Genomic DNA, 26,414 nt, shown 5'->3' on the forward strand with positions numbered 1-26,414 from the left:
CGCTTTAGTGAAATGCGCAAATGAAATTTTTCTCTTGCATGGGCGGTCTTAGTTATATCCCATTTTAATATTTTGAAAGCATGATTGCTGTCGGAGTAAATATAGTGAAAGTAGTAAAATTTAGCTTATTGGTTGCAATGGTGTTCACTACGAGCCTTTTCGCGAGTGCCGCAAGCGCAGCAGATGAAACGGCAATTAAGAGTAAGCTGACTAATATGCTGGGGCTAGAGGTTGACTCTCTTGCTGATTCACCCATTCCAGGCTTGGTACAAGTATCGACCAATCGCGGTTTCTTCTATGTCAGTGATGATGCTAAATATTTGGTTCAGGCGCGTATTCTCAATATAGATGAAGGCATGCGTAATGAAACCGAAGCCGCCTATTCGGACCTTCGCATCGAAGGTGTGAAGGAAATGGAATCATCAGCCATTACGTTTAAAGCTAAAAACGAAAAGCATGTGATCAGTGTTTTCACCGATACCACTTGTGGTTATTGCCGAAAGCTTCATAAAGAAGTGGGCGACTTAAACGACTTGGGGATTACGGTAAACTACTTGGCTTTTCCTCGTGCAGGGTTAGACAGCCAGAATTACCAAGATATGGTGTCGGTATGGTGTGCAGCAAATCCGCAAAAAGCATTAACTGATGCAAAAGCGGGCAACGATGTGGCAACCGCTAAATGTGCTAACAAAGTGGCAGAGCAATATTTGTTGGGACAAAAACTAGGTGTAAACGGTACCCCTAACATTGTATTGCCAGATGGCTCGCTAATTCCAGGTTACCAACCTGCAGGTATGATTGCACAGGCTATTGAGCAAGCCGAATAGCGCCAATTTTAATTTTTTAAAACGCACCGTAGCAAAAGTGAATACTCAGGCTAGGTGCGTTTTTTTATGTTCTGATTTTACCTACCTCATTCCCTTGGGTATCATTACCCTCTAATTAACCGTAGTGATGAATGTCGATGATATTGCCTGTAGTGCGCCGTGAAACTGGTGACGCCCCTCTTGCTTCTACTTTGCACCCTGTAATAGACCGTATTTATCGCGGCAGAAATGTGCAAGATATTAGCGAATTAGAAAATGGGCTGAAGGGCCTTACCCATTTCAATGAGTTAAAAGGCATGGCCGGTGCGGCAAGTATTCTGGCAGACACTATTGAGCAAGATAAGACGCTTGTTATAGTGGGTGATTTCGATGCCGATGGGGCGACCAGTATTGCAGTGTGTATTCGTTCATTGCATATGATGGGGTTTAAAAAGGTTGATTATTTGGTGCCAAATCGTTTCGATTTTGGTTATGGCCTTAGTGTCCCTATTGTGGATATCGCCAAGCAGCAAGGCGCTGACGTTATTATTACGGTAGATAACGGCATTGCCTGTATTGACGGAGTGACGCATGCAAAAGCCTTGGGCATAGAGGTTATTGTTACTGATCACCACTTACCCGGTGACGACCTTCCCCCTGCCGATGCTATTGTGAACCCCAATCAACCAGGTTGTACGTTCCCTTCTAAAAACTTAGCGGGGGTTGGCGTGGCGTTCTACATCATGCTTGCACTTAAAACCGAGCTACAACAACGAAATTGGTTTACTAAAAAGAATCTTCCAGCGCCTAATTTGGCATCGTTACTAGATATTGTAGCCGTAGGTACAGTGGCCGACGTGGTGGTTTTAGATAAAAATAACCGAATTTTGGTACATCAAGGCCTGCAGCGTATCCGTGCAGGTAAATGCAGACCGGGTATTAAAGCGTTGGTTGAAGTGGCTAACCGTGATTGCGCTCACCTTACTTCAACCGATTTAGGTTTTGTTATTGGCCCTCGCTTAAATGCTGCTGGCAGGTTAGATGATATGTCTCAAGGCATAGCTTGCCTGCTAGAAGACGATACGATGCAAGCTCGCATGATAGCCTCGGAGCTAGATGCACTTAACCGTGAACGCCGAGAAATAGAAACCGGAATGAAGGCGCAAGCAGAACAAGTGCTAGAAAAAATGTCTCTTACCGAAGGCGATATTCCTGCCGCGTTAGTGGTGTATCAAGCCGATTTCCATCAAGGTGTGATTGGTATTGTGGCGGGGCGCTTAAAAGAACAGTATTTGAAACCGGTTATCGCTTTTGCTCATCAAGACGAGACGACAATAAAAGGCTCGGCTCGCTCTATTCCAGGGGTACATATTCGCGATGTACTCGATGAAGTGAATACGCGTTTTCCGGGTGTTATTGACAAATTTGGTGGCCATGCAATGGCAGCAGGGCTAAGTTTGCCGGTGGCTAATTTAGCCGCATTCCAAAAGGCCTTCATCGATATTGCTAAGCAGCATATGGATAAACTAGACGGTAACCAAGTGTTACTGTCTGACGGCAGTTTAACGGGCCAAGAGCTATCGTTGCCATTCGCCCACTTGCTTAGGCAAGCTGGCCCGTTTGGGCAGGGCTTTGAATCGCCATTATTCGATGGCGAGTTTCAAGTAGTGCAACAGCGACTAGTGGGTGAAAAACACTTAAAGTTGGTACTACGAGAGCCTTCGGTTGGCGAAGTGGATGCGATTGCCTTTAATATTGATATTAAAGCTTGGCCCAATGCCATGGTGAAGCAGGTACGCATTGCCTACCGATTAGATGTAAACGTATTTCGCGGCCAGGAGTCGGTACAGCTTATTATCGAACAGCTAGAAAGCGCTTAAAGGTAAAGCGCTTAACGTTCACATATCAGAATACAACGCGGCGCAAGGTGAATAACATGAAATCAGAGACTGACAAATTAATCAGCAAGCATGGCCAGTTAAATCAGTCTGATAATATGAAAGTGGTGTCGCATGTCCAGCGTGAAGAAGATGACTGGATACGTCACACGGTAATGCTTGAAGGCATTGATGTACCCTTTATCTATCGCCGCAAAAAGCAGTATCAAAGCTTAAAAGGTGCGCGGGTTAATATCACTTACTACCGACAGGTAGAAGAGGTGGCAGGGATTGAGTTTGAAACCATGAAAGTGGTACGCATTAAACGAAGCTAAGCCCATTACTCTGTTAGAGTTGCTAATACATACAGGAAAATGAATGAATAACGACTGGTTGACTGCTTTTGTGTTGCACCGCCGAGCCTATAGAGAGACCAGTTATATCGTCGATTTCTTTACCCTAGAACAAGGCAAAGTGAGTGCCGTGGCAAAAGGTGTACGTAACAGTAAGTCCGATAAAAAAAGTCTGCTTCAACCTTTTCAAGCTCTCAAACTACAACTTGCCGGTAAATCTGATTTAAAAAACTTGCGGCATGTAGAAAGCACCGCGCCATCCATTAATTTAGTGGGCACGCCGCTATTTTGTGCCATGTACCTCAATGAACTTACCAATCGAATAATGCCTGCTGGCCTTGCCAGTGATGCGGTATTTGAAGCTTACGGTCAGGCGCTTACAGCGCTATTTAGCGATGATGACATTGAAATTACCCTGCGAAAATTTGAACTGTCACTTCTAGATGAAATGGGATTACTGCCTGATTTCACTGAAGATGTAGAATATGAAATGCCCATCGAGGCCGAAAAGCACTATGTACTGCAGCCTGAATTTGGCTTTTGTGCGCTGCCAGATGATGTGCCAAATAGCTATACTCGCAAGGGTTTACCGGGTAGTGCATTACTTGCCCTAGCCCAAGGTGAGTTTACGCCCATGAGTAAACGTGTGGCCAAAGTGTTATGTCGTGATTTACTCAAGCCGCTAATTGGTGATAAACCGCTAAAAAGTAGAGAGTTATTTGTGGTACGAAAGCACTAGCAAGCTAAGTGTTACGCATATTTAATCACGCTTTTTGCCATGTGATAGTTCGAAAGTTTGTTACAATAGCGCTTAATCAATTTTAGACAGGTAATACGCGCCTTTACTATGAAGCGCTGATTACCAAAGGCTTGTTCTACTATAGGTATCTGTTAATGAGTACACTTCTTCTTGGCGTTAACATCGATCACATTGCCACACTTCGAAATGCACGTGGTACCAACTACCCCGATCCTGTGCATGCAGCAGATGTTGCAGAGCGCGCTGGAGCAGACGGTATTACTGTTCACTTACGTGAAGATCGTCGCCATATAAAAGACAGAGATGTACGCATTTTGGCGCAAACTATCAATACGCGCCTAAACTTGGAAATGGCGGTTACCGACGAAATGCTAGCGATTGCCGAGGAAGTAAAGCCGGTGTTTTGTTGCTTAGTGCCTGAGAAGCGTGAAGAGCTAACCACTGAAGGCGGCCTCGATGTAGCGGGTAATTTGGCCGTGATGAAACAAGCATGCGAGCGTTTAGCGGCCGCGAACATTTTGGTGTCTTTGTTTATCGATGCAGATAAACAGCAAATAGACGCAGCGGTTGAGTGCGGTGCGCCTTATATAGAAATTCATACTGGCCAGTATGCTGAAGCAACCAGTGAAGCCGAACTTGAAGAAGAGCTAGCTCGATTAGTGGAAGGTATTGAGTATGCCGATAAACGAGGTCTTAAAGTGAATGCTGGTCATGGTTTGCATTACCATAACGTGAAACCGATTGCGGCTATCCCTCAACTTATTGAGCTGAACATTGGCCATGCAATTATCGCAAGAGCGGCGTTTGATGGCTTAGCCACTGCGGTGGCTGATATGCGTAAGCTCATGTTAGAAGCAAGAAGTGGAATCTAACGTCACATCCGTTTAAGTTGCTAAACAAGTAAAATTGAAAGTAAACGCTAAAAACCAAAAAGAGAATACCTTGTGGCCATAGCTGGATTAGGCACAGACATTATTGAAATTGCACGTTTGAATAAAAGCGACGCTACTACCGAGCGCCTCGCCAAACGTGTACTCACGCCTTACGAGCTTAACCTTTATGTTGCTAGTAATGAGCCCGTGCGCTATTTAGCCAAGCGATTCGCCGCTAAAGAAGCAACAGTGAAGGCGTTAGGGACAGGTATTGGTAACGGCGTCAGTTGGCAACATATTGAAGTGCGCAATAATGCTTTAGGCGCGCCAGAACTTCACTTTACTGGAGAGGTTGCCATGCTGTGTGAACAGCGAGCCATTACCTCTAGTGTTATCAGCATTTCCGATGAAACTCACTATGCGGTTGCTACCGTTATTCTTGAAAATTAATGTAACGGGAGCACCACGTGGCCATATTTTATAAGCCGAGCAAAGGCAAAAACAAAAGCAATGTGAAAGGGCGAGTACGCGGTGCTGGCTCAGGTGAAAAGCAGCACATTGTAAAAACTAAACAATCATGGCCCTCGGTTGATGACATTAATACTGCTAATGAAGCGGTAACCATTGATGGTATGGATTGGCAGGGGCAGGGCGTTGCTCGGGGTGAAACCTTATTTTTTGTTGATGGCGCTTTACCTGGTGAAACCGTAGAAATAAAAGCACTTTCAAGCAACAAGCAGATTGTTAACGCAAAAGTCACTAAGGTGAATACCCCCTCAGAGCATCGCCAAAAACCGTTTTGTGGGGTGGCAAATCAGTGCGGTGGTTGTCAGCTCCAGCACGTAGAGCCTCAGGAAGCCCTCGCACTGCGAGACGATGCGCTTAAAAGTATGTTCCAGCGTAAACTCGGTTTCAACGAGGGGGCCTGGCAAGCGCCCGTCAGTGGTAATCGACCACGTTACCGCCGTAAAGCTCGACTAGCAATTGATGCAAGAAACCCAGATAAAATAAAACTTGGCTTTCGAGAAAATGCAGGCAAAAACATTGTTGATATCGAAGGCTGCCCAGTTTTAGTTGAATCGTTAAGTCAACTTATCGCGCCACTTAAATCTGCCATTACTGGCTATGCTAGCGCTCGCTTGGTTGGGCATGTCAGCTTATTGGCCGGAGAAAACGCGGTGCAAGTCACGGTAAAGCATACCCGTTCATTAGCCAACGACTTTATTGCGTCGCTTTCCCAGTTCGCTGTGGAACAAAACGTGAATATGACAATCGAAGACGGTAATGGCGAATTTACTCATTTGCATGAAATAGCGCCAATTACCTGTAACACAGTAGACGGCTTTTATTTGCAACCTGGGCCTAATGATTTTGTTCAGGTGAACGCAGAAGTAAATACTAAAATGGTGGCGCAAGCCCTGTCGTGGTTAGCGCCAAAAGCCGGTGAACGTATAGCCGATTGGTTCAGTGGTTTAGGTAATTTCACCTTGCCCATTGCCAACAGTGGCGCCACCGTAAGCGCGGTAGAAGGGGTTGCTGAAATGGTGCAGCGCGCCAAAAGTAACGCCCTCGAACAGGGCATAACGAACGTGGATTGGATGCAGCTTGACTTGGCTGATGAAAAATCAGTGGATAAAGCGTTAGCGGGTGGCTTCGATAAAGTCTTGCTTGATCCGTCTCGAGAAGGAGCATTGACGGTTTGTCATGCCCTGGTTCGAGCAACTCCTAGTACGATAGTGTATGTTTCTTGCAACCCGAACACTTTTTCGCGGGATGCGCGTGTACTGATAGATGGAGGTTATCAAATGCAAAAAGCGGGTGTGATTGAAATGTTCCCCTTTACCCATCACATGGAAACGATGGCGCTATTTTCACGCCAACAGCAATAGCGAGCAGCGGTTATGGTGACAACAAGAAAAGTGCATGCAGCCGATAGGCCTCCTTTTGAGGTGTGGCTAGACAGTCTCGATTTAAGTGAAGAAACGAAAGACAAACTACGCAGTGTGTCTTCTATGCCAGAGCGCCTTCTCGTTGGCCAAGAAATGGTCGAAATACTCTGTCAGTTGAATATGGATGACGTCACCTTGCAGGCGGCATTGGTCTTTCCTTACTGCGAACAACACTGTTTAACCGAAGCTGATATTGAGCAAGAATTCGATATTGAAATTCGTGACTTAGTGGTGGGGGTTAGGCGTATGGACGCCATTAAAACCTTACACGCTAGAAAAAATAATGGCTCGCCGTTCAACGAAAAATCTGATGAACAACATATAGATAGTATTCGTCGTATGTTGCTTGCTATGGTTGAAGATGTTCGAGCCGTTGTGATTAAAATGGCAGAACGTATTTGCGCCCTTCAACAAGCGAAAAAAGCGGATGAAGAAACGCGGGTTATGGTTGCCCGTGAATGTGCTAGCATTTATGCCCCGTTGGCTAACCGTTTAGGAATAGGTCAGTTAAAATGGGAGCTGGAAGATTTAGCTTTTCGCTATTTGCATCCTATCACCTACAAACAAATTGCTAAGCAACTTGACGGTAAACGTCGAGAACGAGCCGATTATATTGATGGCATCGTTGATGATCTTCAATCATTAATGAATAGCGAAAATATTCGCGCCGATGTATACGGTAGGCCAAAACATATTTTCAGCATTTGGAAAAAAATGCAGAAAAAGCGCCTTACCTTCGAACAACTTTTCGATATACGTGCTGTGCGGGTAATCGCTGAGCGGTTACAAGATTGTTATGCCGCGCTTGGCACCGTGCACGCCAGCTACAAGCATTTGCCCAATGAATTCGACGATTATATCGCCACGCCTAAAGCTAATGGCTATCAGTCTATTCACACTGTTATTGTGGGCCCAGAAGGTAAACCGGTAGAAATTCAAATTCGTACTCACAAAATGCATCAAGACGCCGAGCTAGGTGTTGCCGCGCATTGGAAATATAAAGAAGGCAGTACGGGTAAACAGTCGGGCTACGATGAACGCATAAACTGGCTTCGCCGCATATTAGCCTGGCAAGAAGAAGTGGCCGAATCTGGTGATATGGTGGAAGAGTTGCGCAGCCAGGTATTTGATGACCGCGTATATGTGTTTACGCCTAAAGGCGATGTTATCGACTTGCCTCAAGGTGCTACCCCCCTCGACTTTGCCTACTATATTCACAGCAACGTTGGGCATCGCTGTATTGGGGCGAAAGCCAATGGACGCATTGTGCCTTTTACTTATCAGCTGCATAGCGGTGACCAAGTAGAAGTGCTTACTGGTAAAGAGCTTAACCCCAGTCGAGATTGGATGCACCCAGGCTTGGGCTATGTTCACTCATCTCGCGCTTGCGCTACTATCCATTCCTATTTCAAAAAACAAGACAGGGATAAAAACTTAGCTGCGGGTAAAGAACTGCTAGAGCGTGAATTGCATCGCGCCCATTTGCCTTTGAAGATCACCAGTGAAGTATACGAGAAGTTCAATGGACATTGCGTTGACGATTTGTATGCAGCTATAGGTACGGGCGATGTGAGGGTGATGCAAGTCATCAACTTTATTCATTTCTTACAAGAGCCTGAGCCAGAAAAGCCTGAAATTAGCCCTAAAGTAAAAACAAAGCGAACGGCTAAAGGTGCAGGCAAGAAAGACGCAGTTGTTGTACAAGGGGTTGGCCACTTGATGAGCCAGTTGGCCAATTGCTGTAAACCCGTTCCGGGTGAGCCCATCATGGGGTATATCACGCAAGGGCGTGGAGTAAGCGTGCATAAAGAAAGCTGCGATCAATTGCAGCATTTGCTTGAGCAGCACCCAGAACGGCAAATTGAGGTGAACTGGTCTCAAGAACTTAAAGTAGGATTTGAAACCTCTGTCGATATTTTCTGCCACGATAGAACTGGTTTACTGCGCGATATCACAACCGTGCTGGCAAATGAAAACGTGCCATTGCTGGGTGTGAATAGTTTAAGTGATAAACACAGGCAAACGGCGCTAATTACCATTTCTATTGAAGTACAAGACTTAGATACCTTATCAAAAGTACTTGCACGATTACGTCAGTTAAAAGGCATAACGGATGCAAAACGCAAACAATTCTGAGTTGCCTGAGATAAAACGACTTCAAGAAATAATGGCGAAGCTTCGTGATCCGGAGTCTGGCTGCCCGTGGGATGTTAAGCAAACCATGGAAAGCCTAACCCGCTATACCATTGAAGAAGCGTACGAAGTGGCTGATGCTATCGCGAAAGGGGAGCCTTCAGATATTCGTGACGAACTGGGCGACTTGTTGTTTCAGGTGGTGTTCTATTCCCGTATTGCAGAGGAAGAAGACCATTTTACCTTAAACGATGTTGCGAAAAGCATTAGCGACAAAATGACCCGCCGTCATCCACATGTATTCGGCAATGCTTCAGCGCAGCCAAGCAGCGAAGAAGGCTTAACTGCACAGTGGGACAGTATAAAAGCCCAAGAAAAAGCGTTAAAGCATGAGAATTCAAAGCGACGGGCTTTAACGCAAAAGCCGACTTCCACATCGCCGAGTAAAGATAATGAACTGGCTTTCCCGAGTCTACTTGATGATGTGCCAGTGGGAATGCCGGCATTAATGTATGCCCAAAAATTACAAAAAGCCTGTGCGAAGGTGGGTTTTGATTGGCCAGACGTTGCACCTGTTTTAGATAAAGTGCGAGAAGAAGTTGAAGAAATTCAACAAGAGCTTGACGCCGAAACCCTTAATCAGCAAGCCTTAGAAGAAGAAATTGGCGATGCATTGTTTGCTATGGTTAATTTGGCAAGACATTGTAAAGTCGATGCAGATACAGCGCTTCGCAATGCCAGTAATAAATTCGCCAAACGCTTTAAAGTAGTAGAGTCTTTAGCCTTCAAAGCAGAATCAGCTAATAAAATAGCCTCGGAAGACTTGTCTATAATAGACGGCGAGCCCGAGAGTAAGGGCTCACCCTTAGCTAATATGACGCTTGATGAGATGGAAGCGCTATGGCAGCAAGCAAAAATCACCACTGCTAATTCATAACGCTTTACCGGTTTTACTAAAGCTTAGCCATGAAAGCTTGCTCGCTGCTTTTAAAGCTTATTCGTTACCTTGGCTTCTAATATTTCTATTTCTGCTCTTCGGCCTTTGTCCGCAATAGGGCGGTTTTGTTTTTCAGGCGCGCTTTTGGCTAATGTCAAATGCCGAGCTGCCTCTTCATACTCGCCATCATCAAACAAGTATTCTGCGTAAAAGTAGTGCGTATCCATACTGTTTGGGTAAAGCGCTAGCGCCTTTTCAAACAAGCGCGCTGCTTTTTTGTCACTGCCAAACGCAACCGGCCAGCCAGGTACATTGTGATACAGCGCCGCTAATACGGTTAATGCAGTACCTTCTAATACTTGCTCATCTGCCTCTATGGCTTTTTCTAGATTTGCTCTTGCCGCTTTGGCAAAGTCTAACGCACCTAAACCACCTTTTGCTTTTGCGGCACTAGATTGAGTAATGGCTAACCATGTCAGCGCTTCGGCACTGTTATTCGATGATGCAACAAAGGCTTCAGCATCAACAATAAGCGCTATAAAGGCTTTTTCTTTTTCGCTGTTATTAGCTTCATAATTGATTGACGCCCACTGCTGCTGGATATTAAGCATTGTGCTGCTATTGTCAGCGAAGGTAAGATTGGCATAAACCATAAGAGAGATACAAACCGAGATTAGTCCACGTTTACTGCGCATTGTGGGGTTCCTAATTGATAATAAATAGAATTTTAGTCGGGTGTTTTACCAGTAACTCGGGGTATAAAACAAGAAAAATGGGCCCACGAGGTAATTATTCACCTAAAAGCGCCTTCATGGCCTTTTCTTTTTCTAAATCCCAGCGTGCGTAATCAAGCACATATGGTAAAGAATGGTTTTGCAAAAAATGCCTAGCGCGATGAGGATCGTCCGCCAATGTCAGGGCGAGTTTATGAGATTCAAATTGATTAAACAGGGCTTCAAGAGTGCCGTTTTCAATCAGTCGTGACAGGCCAACACGAATTCTTTTTGCTAGAGCACTGTTATCAGGGGGCACGAAGAAGTATTCGTAATTGGGGTAAATAAGAAGATGATTTTTATCGATAGTAACGGGTTTGTCGGCATGACGTATTAAGTCACCGTTTACCTCAATAACATTTCGAGGAAAACCATCCACAATACCTTTTTCCACCATGGTGTACATTGACGTAAACCATAAACTCCATTCTTCGCCTTCCGCATTAAACCCGTTTGATTTGAGTACGTGTAAGTCGGGCCAGTCGTTCCCCTGCACTAAGGTGCGGGTTTTAAGCTCATCGGTACTTATTGCATGTGGAAAGTTGTGTTGGGCATCTTTTGCAATCACTAATACTCGGTACCCAGCCAATCCTTTTAAGAGGGGGAATTTAATTGGGGTGAGTAATTTCTCACGCTCAGCATTGGTCACACTCCACATTACATGGGCATCACCTTTTAACAGAGTTACTACTTGTCGACTTTGTGACATTGGTTGAGGATGTAGCGAAATCTGTATTTCACCATATTCGGGCGTTGCCGAAAAAACAGCCTCAAGGACTTTTTGCTGATACAAACCATAGTTGTCATCGGCGAATGCCTGTGTGAGCGTGACATCATTAAATTCGGCTTTAACATGAGTACTTGCCACAAATTGAAGCACAACTAAAACCAAGGCCGATAAACGCATTATTTCCCTATTCATTCTCTTCAGAAAAATCTTCTACTTGAAATTAACGGAATTAATTAGGCTTGTCACGGTTTCTGTAGAAAATTTGTGCAGAAAAAGAACCCATAATTGCAAATTAGGGGTTCGCATTTTCGTCAAAACCTGTATAATTCGCGCCCTGCCCAGTTACGCCCACCTTTGGGAAGGTGGAAGAATCGACCGGCTCGAAGGGGTCTTTGTGTTGATTTTATGGTGATTTCTGGTGTTCAGAAATCAGTAACGACGATATTATTCGGGTGATATTTAAATGAAAACTTTTGTTGCAAAGCCAGAAACGGTACAACGTGACTGGTACGTGGTTGACGCCACAGACAAAACTCTAGGCCGTTTGGCTTCAGAAATCGCATTGCGCCTTCGTGGTAAGCATAAGCCAGAGTACACTCCTCATGTGGACACTGGTGATTACATTGTAGTTATCAATGCTGATAAAATTACGGTTACTGGCCGTAAAGCATTGAACAAAATCTATTATGCACACAGTGGCTATCCAGGTGGTCTGAAAGAAACTAACTTTGAAAAGCTGCTAGCTTTCAAACCAGAAATGGTTATTGAGAAAGCAGTGAAAGGAATGCTGCCAAAAGGTCCTCTAGGCCGTGCAATGTTCCGTAAAATGAAAGTTTACGCTGGTGCAGAACATAAGCACGCAGCACAGCAACCACAAGTTTTGGACATCTAAGGGGCAATCGAAATGGCAGATACTCAATACTACGGCACCGGCCGCCGCAAAAGTTCTACCGCTCGTGTGTTCCTGCGTCCAGGCTCAGGTAACATTCAAGTAAACAAACGTGCTCTAGACGAGTACTTTGGTCGCGAGACTGAGTGCATGGTTGTTCGTCAACCTCTAGAACTTGTTGAAATGTTGGAAAAGTTTGACCTATACGTCACTGTTAAAGGTGGTGGTTCTAACGGTCAAGCTGGCGCAATTCGTCACGGCATCACTCGCGCTCTTATGGAGTACGATGAGACGTTACGTCCTGCTCTACGTAAAGCTGGCTTCGTTACTCGTGACGCTCGTCAAGTTGAACGTAAGAAAGTGGGTCTACACAAAGCGCGTAAGCGTCCACAGTTCTCAAAACGTTAATTTTACGTTTTATGCAAAAAACCCGGCTTTCGCCGGGTTTTTTATTTTCTGGCTTAAATAAAATCAAAAAAAGTGGAGGTGTTTATGCTTCACTGCGTATTAGTAGGTAGGCCAGAAATGAACGAAGAATTAGTGTGAAAGTTGTTTATTTAAATACTCAATCAGCTATAGCGCAGTCTCAAAGCGACAACGCTACGCTCTACCATCTTATTTCTGAGCATGAGCCGGCACTTCGTCGATTTATTCGTGTTCGAGCGCGTGCTAATGCGCCCGAAGTGGAAGATATTCTTCAAGAAATGTATACCAAACTCTTTTCACTTGATGAATTGGCACAGAAGGTTGAAGCGCGACAAGATACGTTTCGAAGCTTTTTGTTTACCGTTGTGACTAATTTAATTATAGATAGGGAGCGGCGGGCAAAAGTGCGCGATCATGATGCTCACGAACCATTTTCTGATACTCTATATTCTACGTGGAACAATGAGCCGGAAAAGTGTGCAGGGATTGCTGAGAAGCTAATTGAAATTGAAAACGTGCTTGAAAATATTAACCCTCATCACAAATCTGCATTTGTGCTTTGCCGCGTTGAAGGTAAGGCTTACCGGGAAATCAGCGACATATTAGGCGTTTCTGTGAGTACAGTAGAAAAATATATTTCAGCCGCACTGATGGCTATTCGAAATAAGGTGCAAGATTAATGGCTACCGCTTTGAACCAGCATTCAATTAATAAACGTGCAAGTGATTACGTTGTGCGTCTTTACTCTGGTGAACTGACAGCTAAAGAAGAAAGTGAGATCCTTGCATGGTGCGATGCCAAAGCCGCCCATCAAGCAGCTTTTGACGATGCGCTTTTAGTATGGGAGAGCTCTGCACACATTGCGCCTCATATAGGCTGGCGGCAAAAGCTGGAAAAACGCTTCTATCGAATGCGCTATCTAGCGGCATCTATTGTTGTTGCATCGTTCTGCTTTTTACTCATCACGCATCACAATGCGCCTGACCAAAGTATTGATAACAGTGAGCTTGCCAATAATTACTCTACTGCCATTGGCGAGGTGAGCAATGTTGGATTATCAGATGGCTCTACCATTACGTTAAATACAGATACCCGCATTAATATAAAGTTTAGTGAAGCGCACAGAGAGCTCTGGCTAGAACAAGGTGAGGCATTTTTTGATATTGCTAAAGATCGCTCTCGTCCATTCCTAATTCATACCGCAAACAAGACGGTGAGAGTCGTAGGAACGAAGTTTAATATTAAGCTGTCACAGGCTGGGTTTGATATCGCAGTAGAAGAAGGTACCGTTGCCATAGAAGAAAAGGCAGAGCCGAACACCGACAAACCAGCGAAAGATGATACTCAAGTGTTATTGGAAGCCGGCGCAGTCGCATCGTTCAATGATACCAGTGCACTTATCGCAAAACAAAGTGTGGACAGTGTAGTAAAAGCGCAAAGTTGGCGTACCGGTTACTTACGTTTTGATGAAGAACGGCTAGAGAAAGTGATTACCAGTTTTAACCGCTATAGAAGCAAAAAAATAGTGATTAGCCAAGAGATTGCTGATTTACGTATTAGTGGCGTTTTTAAACTTTCAGATGGTGATGCTATTTTAACGGCACTTGAAGCGACCTTGCCTGTAGAAATAAAAAAAGAGAATGAAAAGGTTAAATTAGTGAAAAAATAGCGGAGGGTTTTGTTTTTGGCTGCGTATTAGCTTATGGGAACACAACAAAATACTATAGGAGCAGCCATGAAGTTGCCAAAAACCACAACAAGTACGTTAGCTCTGTGTGTCGCACTATCACTAAGTGCAAGTATCAAAGCACAGCAAATAGAAAACATTTCAATTCAAGCCACCACACTTGACAACGCATTGCTCTCACTGGCACAGCACAGTGAAATTCAAATTCTGTTTTCAGACGCTAGAATAAAGAAAAAACTAAGCCCTAAGCTAGAAGGCAGTATGGATGTGCAGGATGCACTTTCTACCTTGCTTAAAGACACTGGCTTTACCTACAAGCAGACATCTAAAAGCACTTACATTGTTACTCCAATTGAAAATAAAGAGGAGAGCCAATCAGGTACGCGCCCTGCTACCTCTGCTCCTACTGACGTTCAAAAACAAGAAGCAAGTGTAGAGCGTATTCAAGTTACTGGCTCAAACATCCGTGGAATGCAAGATACTGGCGCATTGCCCGTCACCATGATGTCATCTGAAGATATTGATGGTTTAGGCTTAAGCAGTGGCGCGGAAATTTTAGCGGAGTTACCACAACAAGGTGCCGTAAATTTTAATAGCGAGCGTGTAGTTGGTGGCGTAAACGATGCACGTGGCGATGTCTCTTCAGTAAATCTACGAGGTATAGGTACAGGCTACACACTTACACTGTTGAACGGTCGCCGATTAGTGCTACACCCAGGTACGCAGGCCGAAAACTTGGTGCCTGTTACTACTGTGAATTCAAATACGCTGCCAGTTAAAGGGCTAAAACGCGTTGAAGTGTTACGCGATGGCGCTGCGGCTATTTACGGTACTGATGCCATATCAGGTGTAGTGAATTATGTATTAGACGATAAATATACCGGCGGTGAGCTTCAAGCTCAATATGGCAGTAGCCAAGGTACAGGTCGCGACCAAATCAATTTATCAGGCGCTGGTGGCTGGTTATTTAATAATGATAAAACACACGTTACTTTTAGTGGTGGGTACTATCATCGTGACATGGTAATGGCGAGTGAGCGGGACTATGCCGCCAGTTCTGACTTACGCAACTTCAGCGAAGTGCCTGCTGATTTTGTTGGCGATACACAGCTAGATAATCGCTCAACGGTAACGCCATGGGGCGAATTCTCCTCAGACAGTTTAGGCACGTTTCACCTTGAGCCAGCGTCATACAACGATTGTGTTGCAGACGTTAGTGGCGATGTGTGTGCGTCTTCTGGATCAACACCTCGAGATATGCGCTTCGATTCGAACTCACAGCGTAGCTTAAGCTCTGAAGTCGATAGGCTCAACCTGTACACCTTGGTGAATCATCAAATCAACGACGACGTTGAGATATACGGTGAAGCCCTTTACTACTCGGCAACGGCAAAACGTATTCGTGAACAATCGGGCAATCTAACAGCACAGCGTTTTACGGTGTCTGCTGATGCATTTTACAACCCTTTTGGTGAGGACGTAACAGTTCGTCGCTATCGTCCCATTGATACAGGCCCACGAAATATCGAAGTCGATGACTACAGTTATCGTTTATTAGCAGGCTCCCGTGGTTATATAGGCGATTGGGACTTCGATTCAGCCGTGTTGTATTCAAAAGCCAATACTATCGATACCGCAAATCGAATTAACACCACCTTGTTCCAACAAGCGGTTAATAGTACCGATGAAAGCACGGCTTACAATATTTTTAGCGGCGCCAGTGTAACTAACCCAAATACGGTTGACGATACGCCGGTATCACAAAGTGTTATCGATAGCTTTATGGTGGACGTTGAGCGGGAGTCAGAAACAGAACTTGCTTCAATTGATGCCAAAGTATCTCGACCAGATTTATTTAGTTTACCCGCCGGTGATGTAGGTTTTGCCGCAGGTATTGAATATCGCTATGAAAGCTTTTTCGACAAACGTACCGATGATTTGAACGGCACGTTGTTTTTCAGTGACTTAGTGGGTGGCACTTCGTCTGAAATTGCTAGCCAAGTATTAGGAAGTAGCCCTACGCCTGATGCCAGCGGAAGTCGCAATGTGGTATCTGCGTACGCGGAATTTGCTATTCCATTGCTGGCAGATAAACCCTTTATTGAAAGTTTGAATTTGCAGGTGGCTGGCCGATACGAAGATTTCTCTGACGTAGGCAGCATATTTAAACCTAAATTTGCCCTTGCATGGACGGTAAATGAAAACGCGCTAATTCGTGGTGCTTATTCAGGGGGCTTCAAAGCGCCAGGGCTGCCACAAACCACAGCAGTAAATGTTGCCCGTTCAAATACGAGAACCGATCCGTTGACACAAACGAATCGCGGTACGCTAGAACTTCGAAATGGTAGCGATACCTTAAGCCCCGAAGAAAGTGAAAACTACTCGTTTGGTGTAGTACTTACGCCTACCAAGGCGTTAACCCTTACAGTCGATTGGTGGCAAATCAAGCAAGAGAACACGGTGGGTATTTTAAATAGCCAAACGCAAATTTTGTATGACACATTATTGCGTAGCCAGGGTAGCGCGAATGAAAATGTGGTTCGTGATGAAAATGACGAAATTATATATATTCGAAACGACTACACTAACTTACTACCAAGAGACATTTCTGGTATCGATTACAGTGCTGATTACCGTTTTGAAACTGAAGTAGGTGATTTTTCCATTAAACTCAGTGCCGCCAATTTACGAAAGTTCGATCAAGGGTCTGACGATATCACAGACCTAGTGGTTGCAGCGCAAGAAGCTGGAAACGAAGCGTTATTGTATGAAGGGGAGCAAGTTGCCATATTTGGTAGCGATGGCGACCTTATTCGTCAAAACGAACGCCCAGAATGGCGGGCTAATTTATCGCTAACCTATTCTCGCGATGCATGGCGTGCCGGTCTTAAATATCGTTACGTTAGTGATGTTGAAGACACTAGCTTAAATTATACCGACGATTCAGGTGATTTAGTGACTTACGTCATCGATGATTGGTCAACGTTAGATGCGTACGTAAGTTACCGCTTAAGTGAAGACGCCTTATTTAGCGGAAAAACGAAAGTGACCGTAGGCATGCGTAACCTGACTAACGAAGAACCGCCGTTTGCCGATGAAACCTTTGGTTTCAGCAGTAGCCTTCATTCATCGATTGGCCGTTATACCTACGTAACACTTAATCATAAATTCTAAGTTAAACACTTAACCTACTTTTACATCATAAAAAAGCGCCTACCATTAGGGGGCGCTTATTTCATGGAGATATCATGTTTCGATTACTTTTCATTGCACTGGCATTTGCTTCCCCTGTTACATTGGCGTGTGAATTCGAAGGCGTTACTTTTTCTGCAGATTTTGAAGCCGGTAAGTTAGATTCCTGTGAAGTCGACGAAAATGGCACCTATGTATTGAGCTTCTTACCAGAAGATAAGCCCATAAACCCTAGTCCTTGGTATTACTTTAGTGTTACCGCAGTAGGTGATTCATCGTCAAAACAAGCAAAAAAAGTAGACGTAGTGCTGACCTTTGACGGTTATACGCCAAGGTATTTACCTAAAGTGAGTTACGATCAAAAAAGCTGGGAGATAACTGCGTTTGATACCACAGAGCAGGGAATGACAATATCTTTACCTGTGTCAAAACGACCACTCTATGTGGCAGCTCAGCGTCCTATTCCAAATTCAGTTTACATAAACTGGCTAAAACAAGCAGAGCAAGACTTTAGCATTAAGCCGTTTACGATTGGTAAATCTACCGAAGGCCGCACGCTGTCTGCATTTGCTCTAGAAAAGTCAGAAAACACAGAGTGGGTTATTTTCGTAGGTCGCCAACACCCACCGGAAGTAACAGGCGCAGTCGCTATGTTCTCTTTTCTAAATCAATTCTTAACCACTACGTCTGAAACCAGTGCGTTTTTGTCGCGATTTAATGTGTTGGTAGTGCCAAACATAAACCCTGATGGTGTAGCTAATGGACATTGGCGACATAGCCTTGGGCATAAAGATCTAAACCGCGATTGGAATGTATTCTCTCAACCAGAGACCAGAGCAGTGAAAACGTATTTAGATAAAATCACGGATGCTGGCGGGAAAATTGTAATGGGTATGGACTTTCACTCTACCCACAACAATGTTTTTTATACCATTCCGGTAGATGAAAGTATTGCCCCTAGCGACATGGTTGTAGACTGGTTAGCCGAGTTGCAAACGCAAACCAAAGGCGTGTTTAAAGTGGTAGATAAACCTGGCACCTCGCCAGGGAAGGGCGTATTTAAACAGTTTTTTGCTGATGTTTATCACGTGCATGGCGTTACTTATGAAGTCGGTGATAATGAACCCAATGAAAAAACTCGCTACGTTGCTAAACATGCTGCCAATACGCTTATCGATACGTTAATTGCCACCCCTGCTGAGGCCTTTTATATTAAAGCGTGTACAGACGAAGCAGCAAGTTGTGAGCAATGATGATGTATTTATGCACAACTAAACTCTTAGCATTTTGGCATAAACTCGCTTTCGCTATACTCATATCCTTCATTAGTGTTGTTGGCGCTGTGAAGGCTCAAAGTGTTGAGCAAACCGATGCTTCGGCTATAGACTCTAAAGCCGCGATTACGTTTGCTCATCAAAGCACGATGAAGCATATTGCAAAAACCATGTGGGAAAAGCCTGAACTGGTTTTTTTAGAACATAATAGCAGCGCATTAATGCAACAAACGCTGATTGAACGTGGCTTTGATGTTACTGCTGGCGTTGCGGGCATGCCCACTGCATTCATTGCGCAATACAGCCCAGCAGACCAGACGGAAGATGGCGAGCACAAGCCTGTTATCGGCTTACTTGCCGAAATGGATGCTCTACCCAGCATGGGAGTATTAAACACGTCTGACAAACAGCCAATTATCACCAACGGGTATGTTCACCCTGGCCATGCCTGCGGGCATAACCTATTTGCCGGAGGGGTAATAGGCGCTGCGCTTAGCTTAGCGGATTATCTCGATACCCATCCAAATCAAGGTTCTCTGAAAGTTTTTGGCGCACCTGCTGAAGAAGGGGGCTCAGGAAAAGTTTATTTGGTGAAAGCTGGCGTATTTGAAGATGTAGATGTTGCACTTCACTGGCACCCATCAGATAGTACATCTTCTTCACCCTCATCTTCGCTGGCCAATAAGAGCGGTAAGTTTCGTTTTTACGGTGTAGCTGCGCATGCTGCCGCAGCGCCAGATAAAGGGCGCTCGGCATTAGATGGCGTAGAAGCCATGAACATGATGGTAAATTTAATGCGTGAGCATGTGCCGGATGGCACGCGAATTCATTATGTGATCACCAATGGCGGAACGGCGCCGAACGTAGTGCCGGATTTCGCTGAAGTGTATTATTACGTGCGCTCAGCACATCCTGCTGTCGTGTTATCATTATGGGATAGATTGGAAAAAGCGGCGAAGGGTGCAGCACTTGGCACTGAAACCCGTGTTGATTGGGAAGTCACAGGTGGGGTGTGGAATGTTTTACCTAATGTGACCTTATCAAAATTGATGCACAAGCATATTGACGCCTCACCGCCGATTATCTTGACCAAAAGTGAGCAGCAGTTTGCTAGCGAAATAAGTAGCACCCGCGAGCAGACCTTTAGTCAAAATGCTCACAGCACACCAGAGCCCTTCGATCAAAAGATTACTGTTTGGTCGGCATCAACTGATGTAGGTGATGTGAGTTGGCAAGTACCTACCGTGGGGCTATCTAGTGCCACCTGGGTAAAAGGCACTCCTCCTCACACTTGGCAGGCGTCAGCAATGAGTGGTACTGACATTGGTTACAAAGGTATGTACTTGGCCAGTGAGGTCATCACGCAAACCGCCATATCCCTTTTCTCTGAACCTGAAAATATTAGTAAAGCGAAGCAAGAGTTTCAGCTACGAAAAAGTACGTTGCACTATGAATCCATGCTAGGGCAGAGAGCACCAGCACTGGATTATCGTAAGTAGAATATCTTCGCACTACTGGGTCGAAGGTTTATAACAATGTTTTAATATAACAAAGGGATTTGGCCGAATTTCGGTCAAATTCTTGATTTTATTCCAATCACTCACTAATTCTTAACTATGACCCCAGATTAATTTATTGCTTAAATACCAGTAAAACCTTGTGTTTATAAGGGCTTTTCTTTTATCATTTGCGGTCGAAATTTGACGAAACTTTAGTGAATTCTCGATTGGGCACAAAAGTGCCTTAGAGTTAACTTCATGACAAGCCATATGATGGGCGATCCTAACGTGATAAAACCAGTAAAAGTTAGGGTTATACATCATAATTATCCGAACCTGGAGAAATGTGGATGAGCAATGTATCTGTAGATGCAACAGAGTCTGCACACAATGATAACCAGCCAGAAAACAACACCCGTCGTCGGTTTTTGACCGTTGCCACGTCGGTAGTTGGTGGTGTAGGTGTTGTTGGAGCGGCAGTGCCTTTTATTGCGTCCTGGAATCCAAGTGCCAAAGCGAAAGCGGCCGGTGCTGACGTTGAAGTAGATATCAGCGGGATTGAACCTGGACAGCTAGTGCGTGTGATGTGGCGAAGCAAGCCTGTATGGATTGTTCGTCGTACTCCTGAAATTCTTGAAGAATTGAGCACTCACGAAGATAAACTGAAAGATCCTAACTCTGAAGCAGAGCAACAACCTACGTTTGCCCAGAACCGTTTCCGTTCTATGAAAGAAGAGTACCTTATCTTAGTCGGTATTTGTACGCATCTAGGTTGCTCACCGCAGCACCTTAAAGATGGCGCTTTCGAAGAAGTGGTTGAAGGGGTTCCAGACGGTTTCTTCTGCCCATGTCACGGCTCTAAGTTTGATATGGCGGGTCGAGTATTCCAAAACGTACCTGCGCCGTTGAACCTTGTTGTTCCGCCTTACCAGTTCGTAGATGACACAAACATCATCCTCGGCTCAGAAGCGGAGGCTGTGTAATATGAATGCTTTTTTAGAGTGGATTGAAGCGCGTATTCCAATTATGCGTGTGGCGAATATGCACGCCATCCAATACCCAGCGCCTAAGAACATGAACTTTTGGTACGTGTTTGGATTTTTGGCTACCATCGTTTTAGTTAACCAAATTATTACTGGAATCTGGTTAACAATGAACTTCGTACCAACTTCTGAAGGTGCGTTCGCGTCTGTTGAATACATCATGCGTGAAATTGATTACGGATGGATTATCCGCTATATGCACAGTACTGGCGCTTCAGCGTTCTTTATTGTGGTATATCTACATATGTTCCGTGGCATGATTTACGGTTCTTACCAAAAGCCTCGTGAATTGCTTTGGGTGTTTGGTATGTTTATCTACCTTGCACTAATGGCTGAAGCCTTCATGGGTTATGTATTACCATGGGGACAAATGTCTTACTGGGGCGCACAGGTAATCGTATCACTATTTGGTGCAATTCCAGTTGTAGGTCCAGACTTAGTTATCTGGCTACAAGGTGACTATGTAATCTCGGGTGCTACCCTAAACCGATTCTTCGCATTGCACGTTATTGCATTGCCATTGGTTATTGTTATTTTAGTGTTCTTACACATTATTGCGCTACACGAAGTGGGCTCTAACAACCCAGACGGTATTGCGATTAAGCATAAGAAAGGCTCGTTACCTGAGTCAGAAAAGACTAAATTCCAAATCCATGAGTACTACACAAGCAAGTATGATATCGCTGATGACATCTTGCCATTCTTCCCGCACATGGTGCTGAAAGACTTAGTAGCGTTCTGTATTTTCTTAGCCTTGTTCACTTATATCTTGTTCTTCGCACCTGAAATGGGCGGTAAGTTCCTTGAGCATCCTAACTTTGAAATTGCGAACCCGTTGAAAACACCTGAACATATCTTCCCTGTTTGGTACTTCACGCCGTTCTACGCCATCCTTAAGGCAGTACCTGATAAGCTAATTGGTGTACTTGCGATGTTTGGTGCTATTGCAGCCTTGTTCGCTTTACCATGGATAGATCGCGGTCGTGTTAAATCGTGGCGCTATCGTTGTGGTTTACACACCGTAAACCTTATTGTGTTCGCAATTGTATTCGTTTTCCTAGGTTACTTAGGTGCTACACCTCAAGAAAACTGGAAGATTGTTGCGTCGCAAATCGCGACTGTTATGTACTTTGGTTTCTTCGTGTTGTTGTTCCTATACAGCCGTAACGAGAAAACTAAGCCTGTACCAGAGAGGATTGCCTAATGAAAAAATTGATGTGCTTTTTAGCATTTTTTCTACCGGGTGTAGCGTTAGCCGCTGGTGGTAGTGTGCATCTTGATAAGGCACCTATCGACCTAACTGATAAGGCCTCGTTGCAACGTGGTGCGCAGTTGTTCATGAACTACTGCTTAGGCTGTCACTCAATGAAGTATCAGCGTTATCAGCGTACGTTTGCCGATTTGGGCATTCCAGATGAGCTAGGAACTGAAAACCTTCAGTTTACGGGCGAAAAGGTTGCTGATTATATTACGCGTGCAATGCCTGAAGATGCAGCAGCAGGTTGGTTTGGTGCTGCGCCACCAGACTTGACTCTTGTAGCTCGTGTTCGTGGTGAAGATTGGATTTACACTTATCTACGTTCTTTCTACGTAGATGAGAGTCGTCCATTTGGTGTGAACAATAAAGTATTCCCAGAAGTGGGTATGCCGCATGTACTTCAACCTTTGCAAGGTACACCAACTGAAATGCACGAAGAAGTTATGGTCGACGGTGAAATGGTTGAACAATATGTAGGTATTAAATCTGATGGTACAGGTTCAATGTCTCCAGATGAGTACGACCAAGCTGTTGCCGATATTGTTAACTTCTTAGAGTATACCGGTGAGCCAGCTAAGCTAGAGTCACACCGTATTGGTAAATGGGTTCTTATCTTCATTGCCGTACTGTTTGTATTTGTTTACTTGCTGAAGAAAGAATACTGGCGAGAAGTGCACTAATCGCACAGAATTATGTATAATGGCAAAGGGGGCTTCTCGCCCCCTTTTTTATTATTTGAATTTCGCCCGATTTAGCGGGCATAACTAGTTTCTCGACGGAGGAAATTGAATGGCCGTAGCCGCGAATAAACGTTCTATTATGACGTTGTTCTCTGACACAATTGATATTTACAGCCATCAGGTGCGTATTGTGTTGGCAGAAAAAGGTGTGGGTGTTGAAATAAGCTACACAGATCCTAGCAATCTGTCAGAGGATCTGTTGGAGTTAAACCCTTACGGAACCGTTCCAACTCTTGTTGATCGTGAACTGGTGCTTTATAAATCGCATATCATCATGGAATACCTTGATGAGCGTTTCCCGCATCCACCACTTATGCCAGTTTATCCGGTATCTCGTGGCCAAAGCCGTCTTATGATGCACCGCATCGAACAAGACTGGTATTCGTTAGCAGCTCGTATCTTCCGTGGTGAAGGTAATGTTGAAGCTGCGCGTAACGACTTACGTGAAGCGCTACTTGCATTAGCACCTGTGTTTGGTGAATTGCCTTACTTCATGAGCGAAGAGTTCAGCTTAGTTGATTGTTATCTTGCTCCGTTATTATGGCGCTTACCTGCTTTAGGTATTGAGCTTAATGGCGCAGGTAGTAAAGAAATTAATGCCTACATGAACCGTATCTTCTCTCGCAGTTCATTTAAAGCATCGCTAACCGATCAAGAGCGCGAGATCCATAACCCACTATGACATCTATGACGTCTAATCAGCCCTACCTTTTAAGGGCCTTTTACGAATGGATAGTGGACAACGATCTCACACCATACATTGTTGTTGATGCAACGAATGACATGGTGGAAGTGCCTTTAGAGTTTGTTAAGGACGGGCAAATCGTTTTAAACGTGTCGCCTAGTGCGTGTGTTAATTTTTCGTTGGACTTAACCGGGCTTTCTTTTCAAGCTCGTTTTGGTGGCCAACCAAGAAGATTAAGCATGCCTAGCGAAGCTATTATGGCGATTTATGCGCGTGAAAATGGCGCCGGTACTGTATTTGCTACCGAAGAGGAGATGGCCAAAACAAGTAAGCCATCTGAACCTCAAGCCACTGGGCCTGCATCTATTGAAGACGTAGACGCGTCGGATAATACAAATGCACCCGTTCCCCCTAAAAAGGGAAAACCTACCTTAAAAGTGATTAAATAAGCATTCTGACTTCCTGCTACCTTAGCAGGAAGTCAGTTTATTTCCCCCCCCCGTTGTTCTAGTGTTTCCCTTGTACTTCCCTTTAGCTTTGCGTTCTAATAGATATTGTTTAATAAACTAATAAAAGAATAATAACTACTATGAAAATTTTAAAGGTTCTATTGGGTTTAATTATTGTCTTCATCCTATGTGCAACGGCTTTCGCGTGGTATCAATCTAGCATCGCCGAAAAAGAGCGCCAGGCCGAATTAGCGCTGGAAAACAAAATACTTAATCGCGAGTTTAGGCCAATAATCGAAAATTATATTGGTGCATATAATCGATGTGATATCGACGAAGCGTCAACGTACATTAGTCAAGAGCAATTATCTTTTGATGCCGATGTAACGCGGCTTTTCGAAATGCGGCTAGGTGCGCTAGAGAGGTTCTGTAAAAAGCTTAGTGTTACTATTAAAACGATAAGAACGCTGAGAATGCACAATGACGACGCTGCTTCAATAAGAATAGCACTTAATCTTACTGTCAATGAGTCAGGTGAAACGGTAGATCCAGGAACGGATTACAATAAATGGAGTTTTAAGAAGGAAGAGGGTACTTGGAAAATTAGGAGTGACTCTTTCGAAAAACTCTTGACTAAATATCACTCTGTTTTGGAACAACCAAGTCACAATAATTAAACGGGTATTTTGATATATAGGGCGAGATAATAGGCGTTTTTTCGCCCCCTAATATCGGTGAAGTAGCTTGGGCGGTACTATGTTTAAGCAAAAATTAAAGCAACTAATTGAAAGTAAGCTTACGGAAGATGGCCTGTTTGAGACCGGCGTTAAAGGGGGACAACTGTTTCGAGTTACAGAAGGGGTAAGGTGTTCCCCAGCCATCTATGAGCCTGCTGTTATTGCTATAGTCAGTTGCACAAAAGAAGCCATTGTTGATGGAAAGTCTTATGTTTATGTCGCCGAACAGTATATGTGCTGTTGTATGTCTATGCCTGTAGAAGCAGGAACCCCTAATGCATCTAAAGAGAACCCCTTTGCTAGGGGTGTCTATTGCGCTAGAGCCCCCGATGATGACGGAGGTTACAATGGAATATGAGCGCGCGACGGGGGTAACACGTTAGCCTCGCAGTAGTGCCCTTCCTCCAAGTATCGTACTTTCTTCGTGGGATGAGTGTTTTTCCGAGGCGCTATATAGAATATTACAGTTAACCCAGAGTGCTGCGGATACCGCGATCCTAGGTGAAAGTCGTTTACGGGAAGTGTACTACGCTATTTTAAAGGGCAATGCTGGAGCGTCGGCAAGTAGAGCGTTTGGTGTAGATAATGAGATTGCCCGCGCCATTCACTATTTATCAAGCCGTTTAGACAAGCCAATCACAATAGATGAAGTGGCGTCTCATGTGAACATGAGCCGTGCGGTATTCCATCGAAAGTTCAAGCAAGCCACAAGTTTGTCGCCCATTCAGTTCGTAAAGTCTATGCGCCTGAACACGGCTGCAATGAAAATTGTAGGTGGGATGACCGTAAATGAAGCTGCAATGGATGTAGGATATGTAAGTACATCGCAATTTAGCCGCGAGTTTAAACGGTTGTATGGACAGTCACCTAAGCAATGGAGCCACGATAGGCAGGTACCTGCAGGATTGCTGTAATATTAAACTAAAGGTGTAAGCCGATTGTATTGCATTGTCGCAAATATACTGGGAAGGTAAAAAAGTGCATTACACCTTGTAAAGTCAAACGCAAAATATACGACTAACCACAACCTTGTAAGAGAAAATTCGTTCTTCAAGCACAAAAACTATTTGTCATAAAATAAAAATAATAGGCAGTGCAGTATTGGAACAGTTACTTTCAAATAACCGACAAAAATTACAAGCGGCAATTCCACTTATCAATAATTACAACGATAGGTTTGATGATTTGAACCATTGGTGGGGGAAAATATCGCTGATAGGTAAAATCAACAGCCATAATGTATCTGATAGCATTTTGGAAGAAATGCTTAAGGCGTGTTGATCTTTCGTGATTGGTTTTTGAGCAGCATGGTAAAGAGTTATAATTTGCTTCGCCAAAAGTAAAA

General features: G+C 44.3%; 27 protein-coding genes. 24 read left to right on the top strand and 3 right to left on the bottom strand.

What is annotated here, in order from left to right:
- The first annotated feature begins 104 nt into the window (after positions 1-104).
- From dsbC to mazG, 9 genes are all read left to right on the top strand, one after another.
- Positions 105-827 carry a bifunctional protein-disulfide isomerase/oxidoreductase DsbC gene (gene dsbC, locus J5X92_RS08105; RefSeq protein WP_013785389.1) on the top strand — a complete coding sequence of 241 codons (723 nt, stop codon included), beginning with the start codon at positions 105-107 and terminating at the stop codon, positions 825-827.
- Between the two features lie 137 nt (positions 828-964).
- Entirely contained in the window at positions 965-2,686 is a 1,722-nt protein-coding gene (recJ, locus tag J5X92_RS08110; protein WP_208805372.1) for a single-stranded-DNA-specific exonuclease RecJ, read from the top strand.
- A 56-nt stretch (positions 2,687-2,742) separates the two neighbouring features.
- On the top strand, positions 2,743-3,018 hold the full coding sequence (locus J5X92_RS08115) for a hypothetical protein (RefSeq protein ID WP_057793797.1): 276 nt from the start codon (positions 2,743-2,745) through the stop codon (positions 3,016-3,018).
- A 43-nt stretch (positions 3,019-3,061) separates the two neighbouring features.
- The gene (gene recO / locus J5X92_RS08120; protein ID WP_129736588.1) at positions 3,062-3,775 is read left to right on the top strand and encodes a DNA repair protein RecO; all 714 of its coding nucleotides are present in this window, start codon (positions 3,062-3,064) and stop codon (positions 3,773-3,775) included.
- A gap of 155 nt (positions 3,776-3,930) precedes the next feature.
- Positions 3,931-4,668, top strand: a complete 738-nt coding sequence (gene pdxJ / locus J5X92_RS08125; protein ID WP_013785385.1) for a pyridoxine 5'-phosphate synthase — start codon at positions 3,931-3,933, stop codon at positions 4,666-4,668.
- Between the two features lie 72 nt (positions 4,669-4,740).
- A complete protein-coding gene (acpS, locus tag J5X92_RS08130) occupies positions 4,741-5,118 on the top strand; it encodes a holo-ACP synthase (protein WP_013785384.1) in 378 nt (125 codons plus the stop codon).
- 17 nt (positions 5,119-5,135) lie between these two features.
- The gene (rlmD, locus tag J5X92_RS08135; protein WP_129736591.1) at positions 5,136-6,557 is read left to right on the top strand and encodes a 23S rRNA (uracil(1939)-C(5))-methyltransferase RlmD; all 1,422 of its coding nucleotides are present in this window, start codon (positions 5,136-5,138) and stop codon (positions 6,555-6,557) included.
- A 12-nt stretch (positions 6,558-6,569) separates the two neighbouring features.
- A complete protein-coding gene (gene relA / locus J5X92_RS08140) occupies positions 6,570-8,753 on the top strand; it encodes a GTP diphosphokinase (protein WP_208805352.1) in 2,184 nt (727 codons plus the stop codon).
- On the top strand, positions 8,731-9,687 hold the full coding sequence (mazG, locus tag J5X92_RS08145; RefSeq protein WP_208805354.1) for a nucleoside triphosphate pyrophosphohydrolase: 957 nt from the start codon (positions 8,731-8,733) through the stop codon (positions 9,685-9,687). Before relA ends, mazG begins: the two co-directional genes overlap by 23 nt.
- A gap of 50 nt (positions 9,688-9,737) precedes the next feature.
- On the opposite strand, the gene J5X92_RS08150 is transcribed toward mazG, so the two are convergent.
- Positions 9,738-10,382 carry a tetratricopeptide repeat protein gene (locus J5X92_RS08150; protein WP_208805356.1) on the bottom strand — a complete coding sequence of 215 codons (645 nt, stop codon included), beginning with the start codon at positions 10,380-10,382 and terminating at the stop codon, positions 9,738-9,740.
- 94 nt (positions 10,383-10,476) lie between these two features.
- A complete protein-coding gene (locus tag J5X92_RS08155) occupies positions 10,477-11,367 on the bottom strand; it encodes a transporter substrate-binding domain-containing protein (RefSeq protein ID WP_208805358.1) in 891 nt (296 codons plus the stop codon).
- Positions 11,368-11,653: 286 nt separating this feature from the next.
- On the opposite strand from J5X92_RS08155, the gene rplM reads away from it, so the two are divergent.
- From rplM to J5X92_RS21265, 15 genes are all read left to right on the top strand, one after another.
- Positions 11,654-12,082 carry a 50S ribosomal protein L13 gene (gene rplM, locus J5X92_RS08160; RefSeq protein WP_013785378.1) on the top strand — a complete coding sequence of 143 codons (429 nt, stop codon included), beginning with the start codon at positions 11,654-11,656 and terminating at the stop codon, positions 12,080-12,082.
- A 12-nt stretch (positions 12,083-12,094) separates the two neighbouring features.
- Positions 12,095-12,487, top strand: a complete 393-nt coding sequence (gene rpsI, locus J5X92_RS08165) for a 30S ribosomal protein S9 (protein ID WP_013785377.1) — start codon at positions 12,095-12,097, stop codon at positions 12,485-12,487.
- 134 nt (positions 12,488-12,621) lie between these two features.
- Complete coding sequence (locus J5X92_RS08170; protein WP_208805360.1) at positions 12,622-13,185, top strand: RNA polymerase sigma factor; 564 nt, start codon at positions 12,622-12,624, stop codon at positions 13,183-13,185.
- Positions 13,185-14,174, top strand: coding sequence for a FecR domain-containing protein (locus tag J5X92_RS08175; RefSeq protein ID WP_208805362.1), 990 nt, complete (start codon positions 13,185-13,187; stop codon positions 14,172-14,174). The genes J5X92_RS08170 and J5X92_RS08175 overlap by 1 nt, the downstream gene beginning before the upstream one ends.
- A 66-nt stretch (positions 14,175-14,240) precedes the next feature.
- A complete protein-coding gene (locus tag J5X92_RS08180) occupies positions 14,241-17,366 on the top strand; it encodes a TonB-dependent receptor (RefSeq protein WP_208805364.1) in 3,126 nt (1,041 codons plus the stop codon).
- A 74-nt stretch (positions 17,367-17,440) separates the two neighbouring features.
- Positions 17,441-18,637: a M14-type cytosolic carboxypeptidase gene (locus J5X92_RS08185; RefSeq protein WP_208805366.1), complete on the top strand. Its 1,197-nt coding sequence runs from the start codon at positions 17,441-17,443 to the stop codon at positions 18,635-18,637.
- The gene (locus J5X92_RS08190) at positions 18,634-20,157 is read left to right on the top strand and encodes an amidohydrolase (protein ID WP_244360442.1); all 1,524 of its coding nucleotides are present in this window, start codon (positions 18,634-18,636) and stop codon (positions 20,155-20,157) included. The genes J5X92_RS08185 and J5X92_RS08190 overlap by 4 nt, the downstream gene beginning before the upstream one ends.
- Before the next feature lie 350 nt (positions 20,158-20,507).
- Positions 20,508-21,140, top strand: coding sequence for a ubiquinol-cytochrome c reductase iron-sulfur subunit (gene petA, locus J5X92_RS08195; RefSeq protein WP_013785371.1), 633 nt, complete (start codon positions 20,508-20,510; stop codon positions 21,138-21,140).
- A gap of 1 nt (position 21,141) precedes the next feature.
- On the top strand, positions 21,142-22,404 hold the full coding sequence (locus J5X92_RS08200; RefSeq protein WP_013785370.1) for a cytochrome bc complex cytochrome b subunit: 1,263 nt from the start codon (positions 21,142-21,144) through the stop codon (positions 22,402-22,404).
- The gene (locus tag J5X92_RS08205; RefSeq protein ID WP_013785369.1) at positions 22,404-23,138 is read left to right on the top strand and encodes a cytochrome c1; all 735 of its coding nucleotides are present in this window, start codon (positions 22,404-22,406) and stop codon (positions 23,136-23,138) included. The genes J5X92_RS08200 and J5X92_RS08205 overlap by 1 nt, the downstream gene beginning before the upstream one ends.
- Before the next feature lie 109 nt (positions 23,139-23,247).
- Positions 23,248-23,880: a stringent starvation protein SspA gene (gene sspA, locus J5X92_RS08210; protein ID WP_013785368.1), complete on the top strand. Its 633-nt coding sequence runs from the start codon at positions 23,248-23,250 to the stop codon at positions 23,878-23,880.
- Complete coding sequence (locus J5X92_RS08215; protein ID WP_013785367.1) at positions 23,877-24,332, top strand: ClpXP protease specificity-enhancing factor; 456 nt, start codon at positions 23,877-23,879, stop codon at positions 24,330-24,332. The genes sspA and J5X92_RS08215 overlap by 4 nt, the downstream gene beginning before the upstream one ends.
- Before the next feature lie 140 nt (positions 24,333-24,472).
- Positions 24,473-25,009 carry a hypothetical protein gene (locus J5X92_RS08220; RefSeq protein WP_013785366.1) on the top strand — a complete coding sequence of 179 codons (537 nt, stop codon included), beginning with the start codon at positions 24,473-24,475 and terminating at the stop codon, positions 25,007-25,009.
- A 79-nt stretch (positions 25,010-25,088) separates the two neighbouring features.
- Entirely contained in the window at positions 25,089-25,427 is a 339-nt protein-coding gene (locus J5X92_RS21260; protein WP_280115965.1) for an AraC family transcriptional regulator N-terminal domain-containing protein, read from the top strand.
- Positions 25,428-25,590: 163 nt separating this feature from the next.
- Positions 25,591-25,983: an AraC family transcriptional regulator gene (locus tag J5X92_RS21265; RefSeq protein WP_232363231.1), complete on the top strand. Its 393-nt coding sequence runs from the start codon at positions 25,591-25,593 to the stop codon at positions 25,981-25,983.
- Between the two features lie 249 nt (positions 25,984-26,232).
- Here the strand turns inward: J5X92_RS21265 and J5X92_RS08230 are convergent.
- The coding region (locus J5X92_RS08230; RefSeq protein WP_208805376.1) for a hypothetical protein at positions 26,233-26,414 on the bottom strand (182 nt) is incomplete at its 5' end.

Origin of the sequence: Alteromonas sp. K632G, assembly GCF_017653625.1 — a bacterium.
Taxonomy (GTDB): domain Bacteria; phylum Pseudomonadota; class Gammaproteobacteria; order Enterobacterales; family Alteromonadaceae; genus Alteromonas; species Alteromonas naphthalenivorans.

What these genes read in the sequence shown, in the direction of transcription:
- rpsI (WP_013785377.1), top strand. Translation starts at nt 12,095, where the DNA reads ATGGCAGATACTCAATACTACGGCACCGGCCGCCGCAAAAGTTCTACC.
- J5X92_RS08155 (WP_208805358.1), bottom strand. Translation starts at nt 11,367, where the DNA reads ATGCGTTTATCGGCCTTGGTTTTAGTTGTGCTTCAATTTGTGGCAAGT.
- J5X92_RS08150 (WP_208805356.1), bottom strand. Translation starts at nt 10,382, where the DNA reads ATGCGCAGTAAACGTGGACTAATCTCGGTTTGTATCTCTCTTATGGTT.
- J5X92_RS08220 (WP_013785366.1), top strand. Translation starts at nt 24,473, where the DNA reads ATGAAAATTTTAAAGGTTCTATTGGGTTTAATTATTGTCTTCATCCTA.
- J5X92_RS08185 (WP_208805366.1), top strand. Translation starts at nt 17,441, where the DNA reads ATGTTTCGATTACTTTTCATTGCACTGGCATTTGCTTCCCCTGTTACA.
- J5X92_RS08200 (WP_013785370.1), top strand. Translation starts at nt 21,142, where the DNA reads ATGAATGCTTTTTTAGAGTGGATTGAAGCGCGTATTCCAATTATGCGT.
- J5X92_RS08115 (WP_057793797.1), top strand. Translation starts at nt 2,743, where the DNA reads ATGAAATCAGAGACTGACAAATTAATCAGCAAGCATGGCCAGTTAAAT.
- recJ (WP_208805372.1), top strand. Translation starts at nt 965, where the DNA reads ATGATATTGCCTGTAGTGCGCCGTGAAACTGGTGACGCCCCTCTTGCT.
- pdxJ (WP_013785385.1), top strand. Translation starts at nt 3,931, where the DNA reads ATGAGTACACTTCTTCTTGGCGTTAACATCGATCACATTGCCACACTT.
- petA (WP_013785371.1), top strand. Translation starts at nt 20,508, where the DNA reads ATGAGCAATGTATCTGTAGATGCAACAGAGTCTGCACACAATGATAAC.
- J5X92_RS08205 (WP_013785369.1), top strand. Translation starts at nt 22,404, where the DNA reads ATGAAAAAATTGATGTGCTTTTTAGCATTTTTTCTACCGGGTGTAGCG.
- mazG (WP_208805354.1), top strand. Translation starts at nt 8,731, where the DNA reads ATGCAAAACGCAAACAATTCTGAGTTGCCTGAGATAAAACGACTTCAA.
- sspA (WP_013785368.1), top strand. Translation starts at nt 23,248, where the DNA reads ATGGCCGTAGCCGCGAATAAACGTTCTATTATGACGTTGTTCTCTGAC.
- relA (WP_208805352.1), top strand. Translation starts at nt 6,570, where the DNA reads ATGGTGACAACAAGAAAAGTGCATGCAGCCGATAGGCCTCCTTTTGAG.
- J5X92_RS08180 (WP_208805364.1), top strand. Translation starts at nt 14,241, where the DNA reads ATGAAGTTGCCAAAAACCACAACAAGTACGTTAGCTCTGTGTGTCGCA.
- J5X92_RS08190 (WP_244360442.1), top strand. Translation starts at nt 18,634, where the DNA reads ATGATGATGTATTTATGCACAACTAAACTCTTAGCATTTTGGCATAAA.
- J5X92_RS08215 (WP_013785367.1), top strand. Translation starts at nt 23,877, where the DNA reads ATGACATCTATGACGTCTAATCAGCCCTACCTTTTAAGGGCCTTTTAC.
- recO (WP_129736588.1), top strand. Translation starts at nt 3,062, where the DNA reads ATGAATAACGACTGGTTGACTGCTTTTGTGTTGCACCGCCGAGCCTAT.
- J5X92_RS08175 (WP_208805362.1), top strand. Translation starts at nt 13,185, where the DNA reads ATGGCTACCGCTTTGAACCAGCATTCAATTAATAAACGTGCAAGTGAT.
- rplM (WP_013785378.1), top strand. Translation starts at nt 11,654, where the DNA reads ATGAAAACTTTTGTTGCAAAGCCAGAAACGGTACAACGTGACTGGTAC.
- J5X92_RS21260 (WP_280115965.1), top strand. Translation starts at nt 25,089, where the DNA reads ATGTTTAAGCAAAAATTAAAGCAACTAATTGAAAGTAAGCTTACGGAA.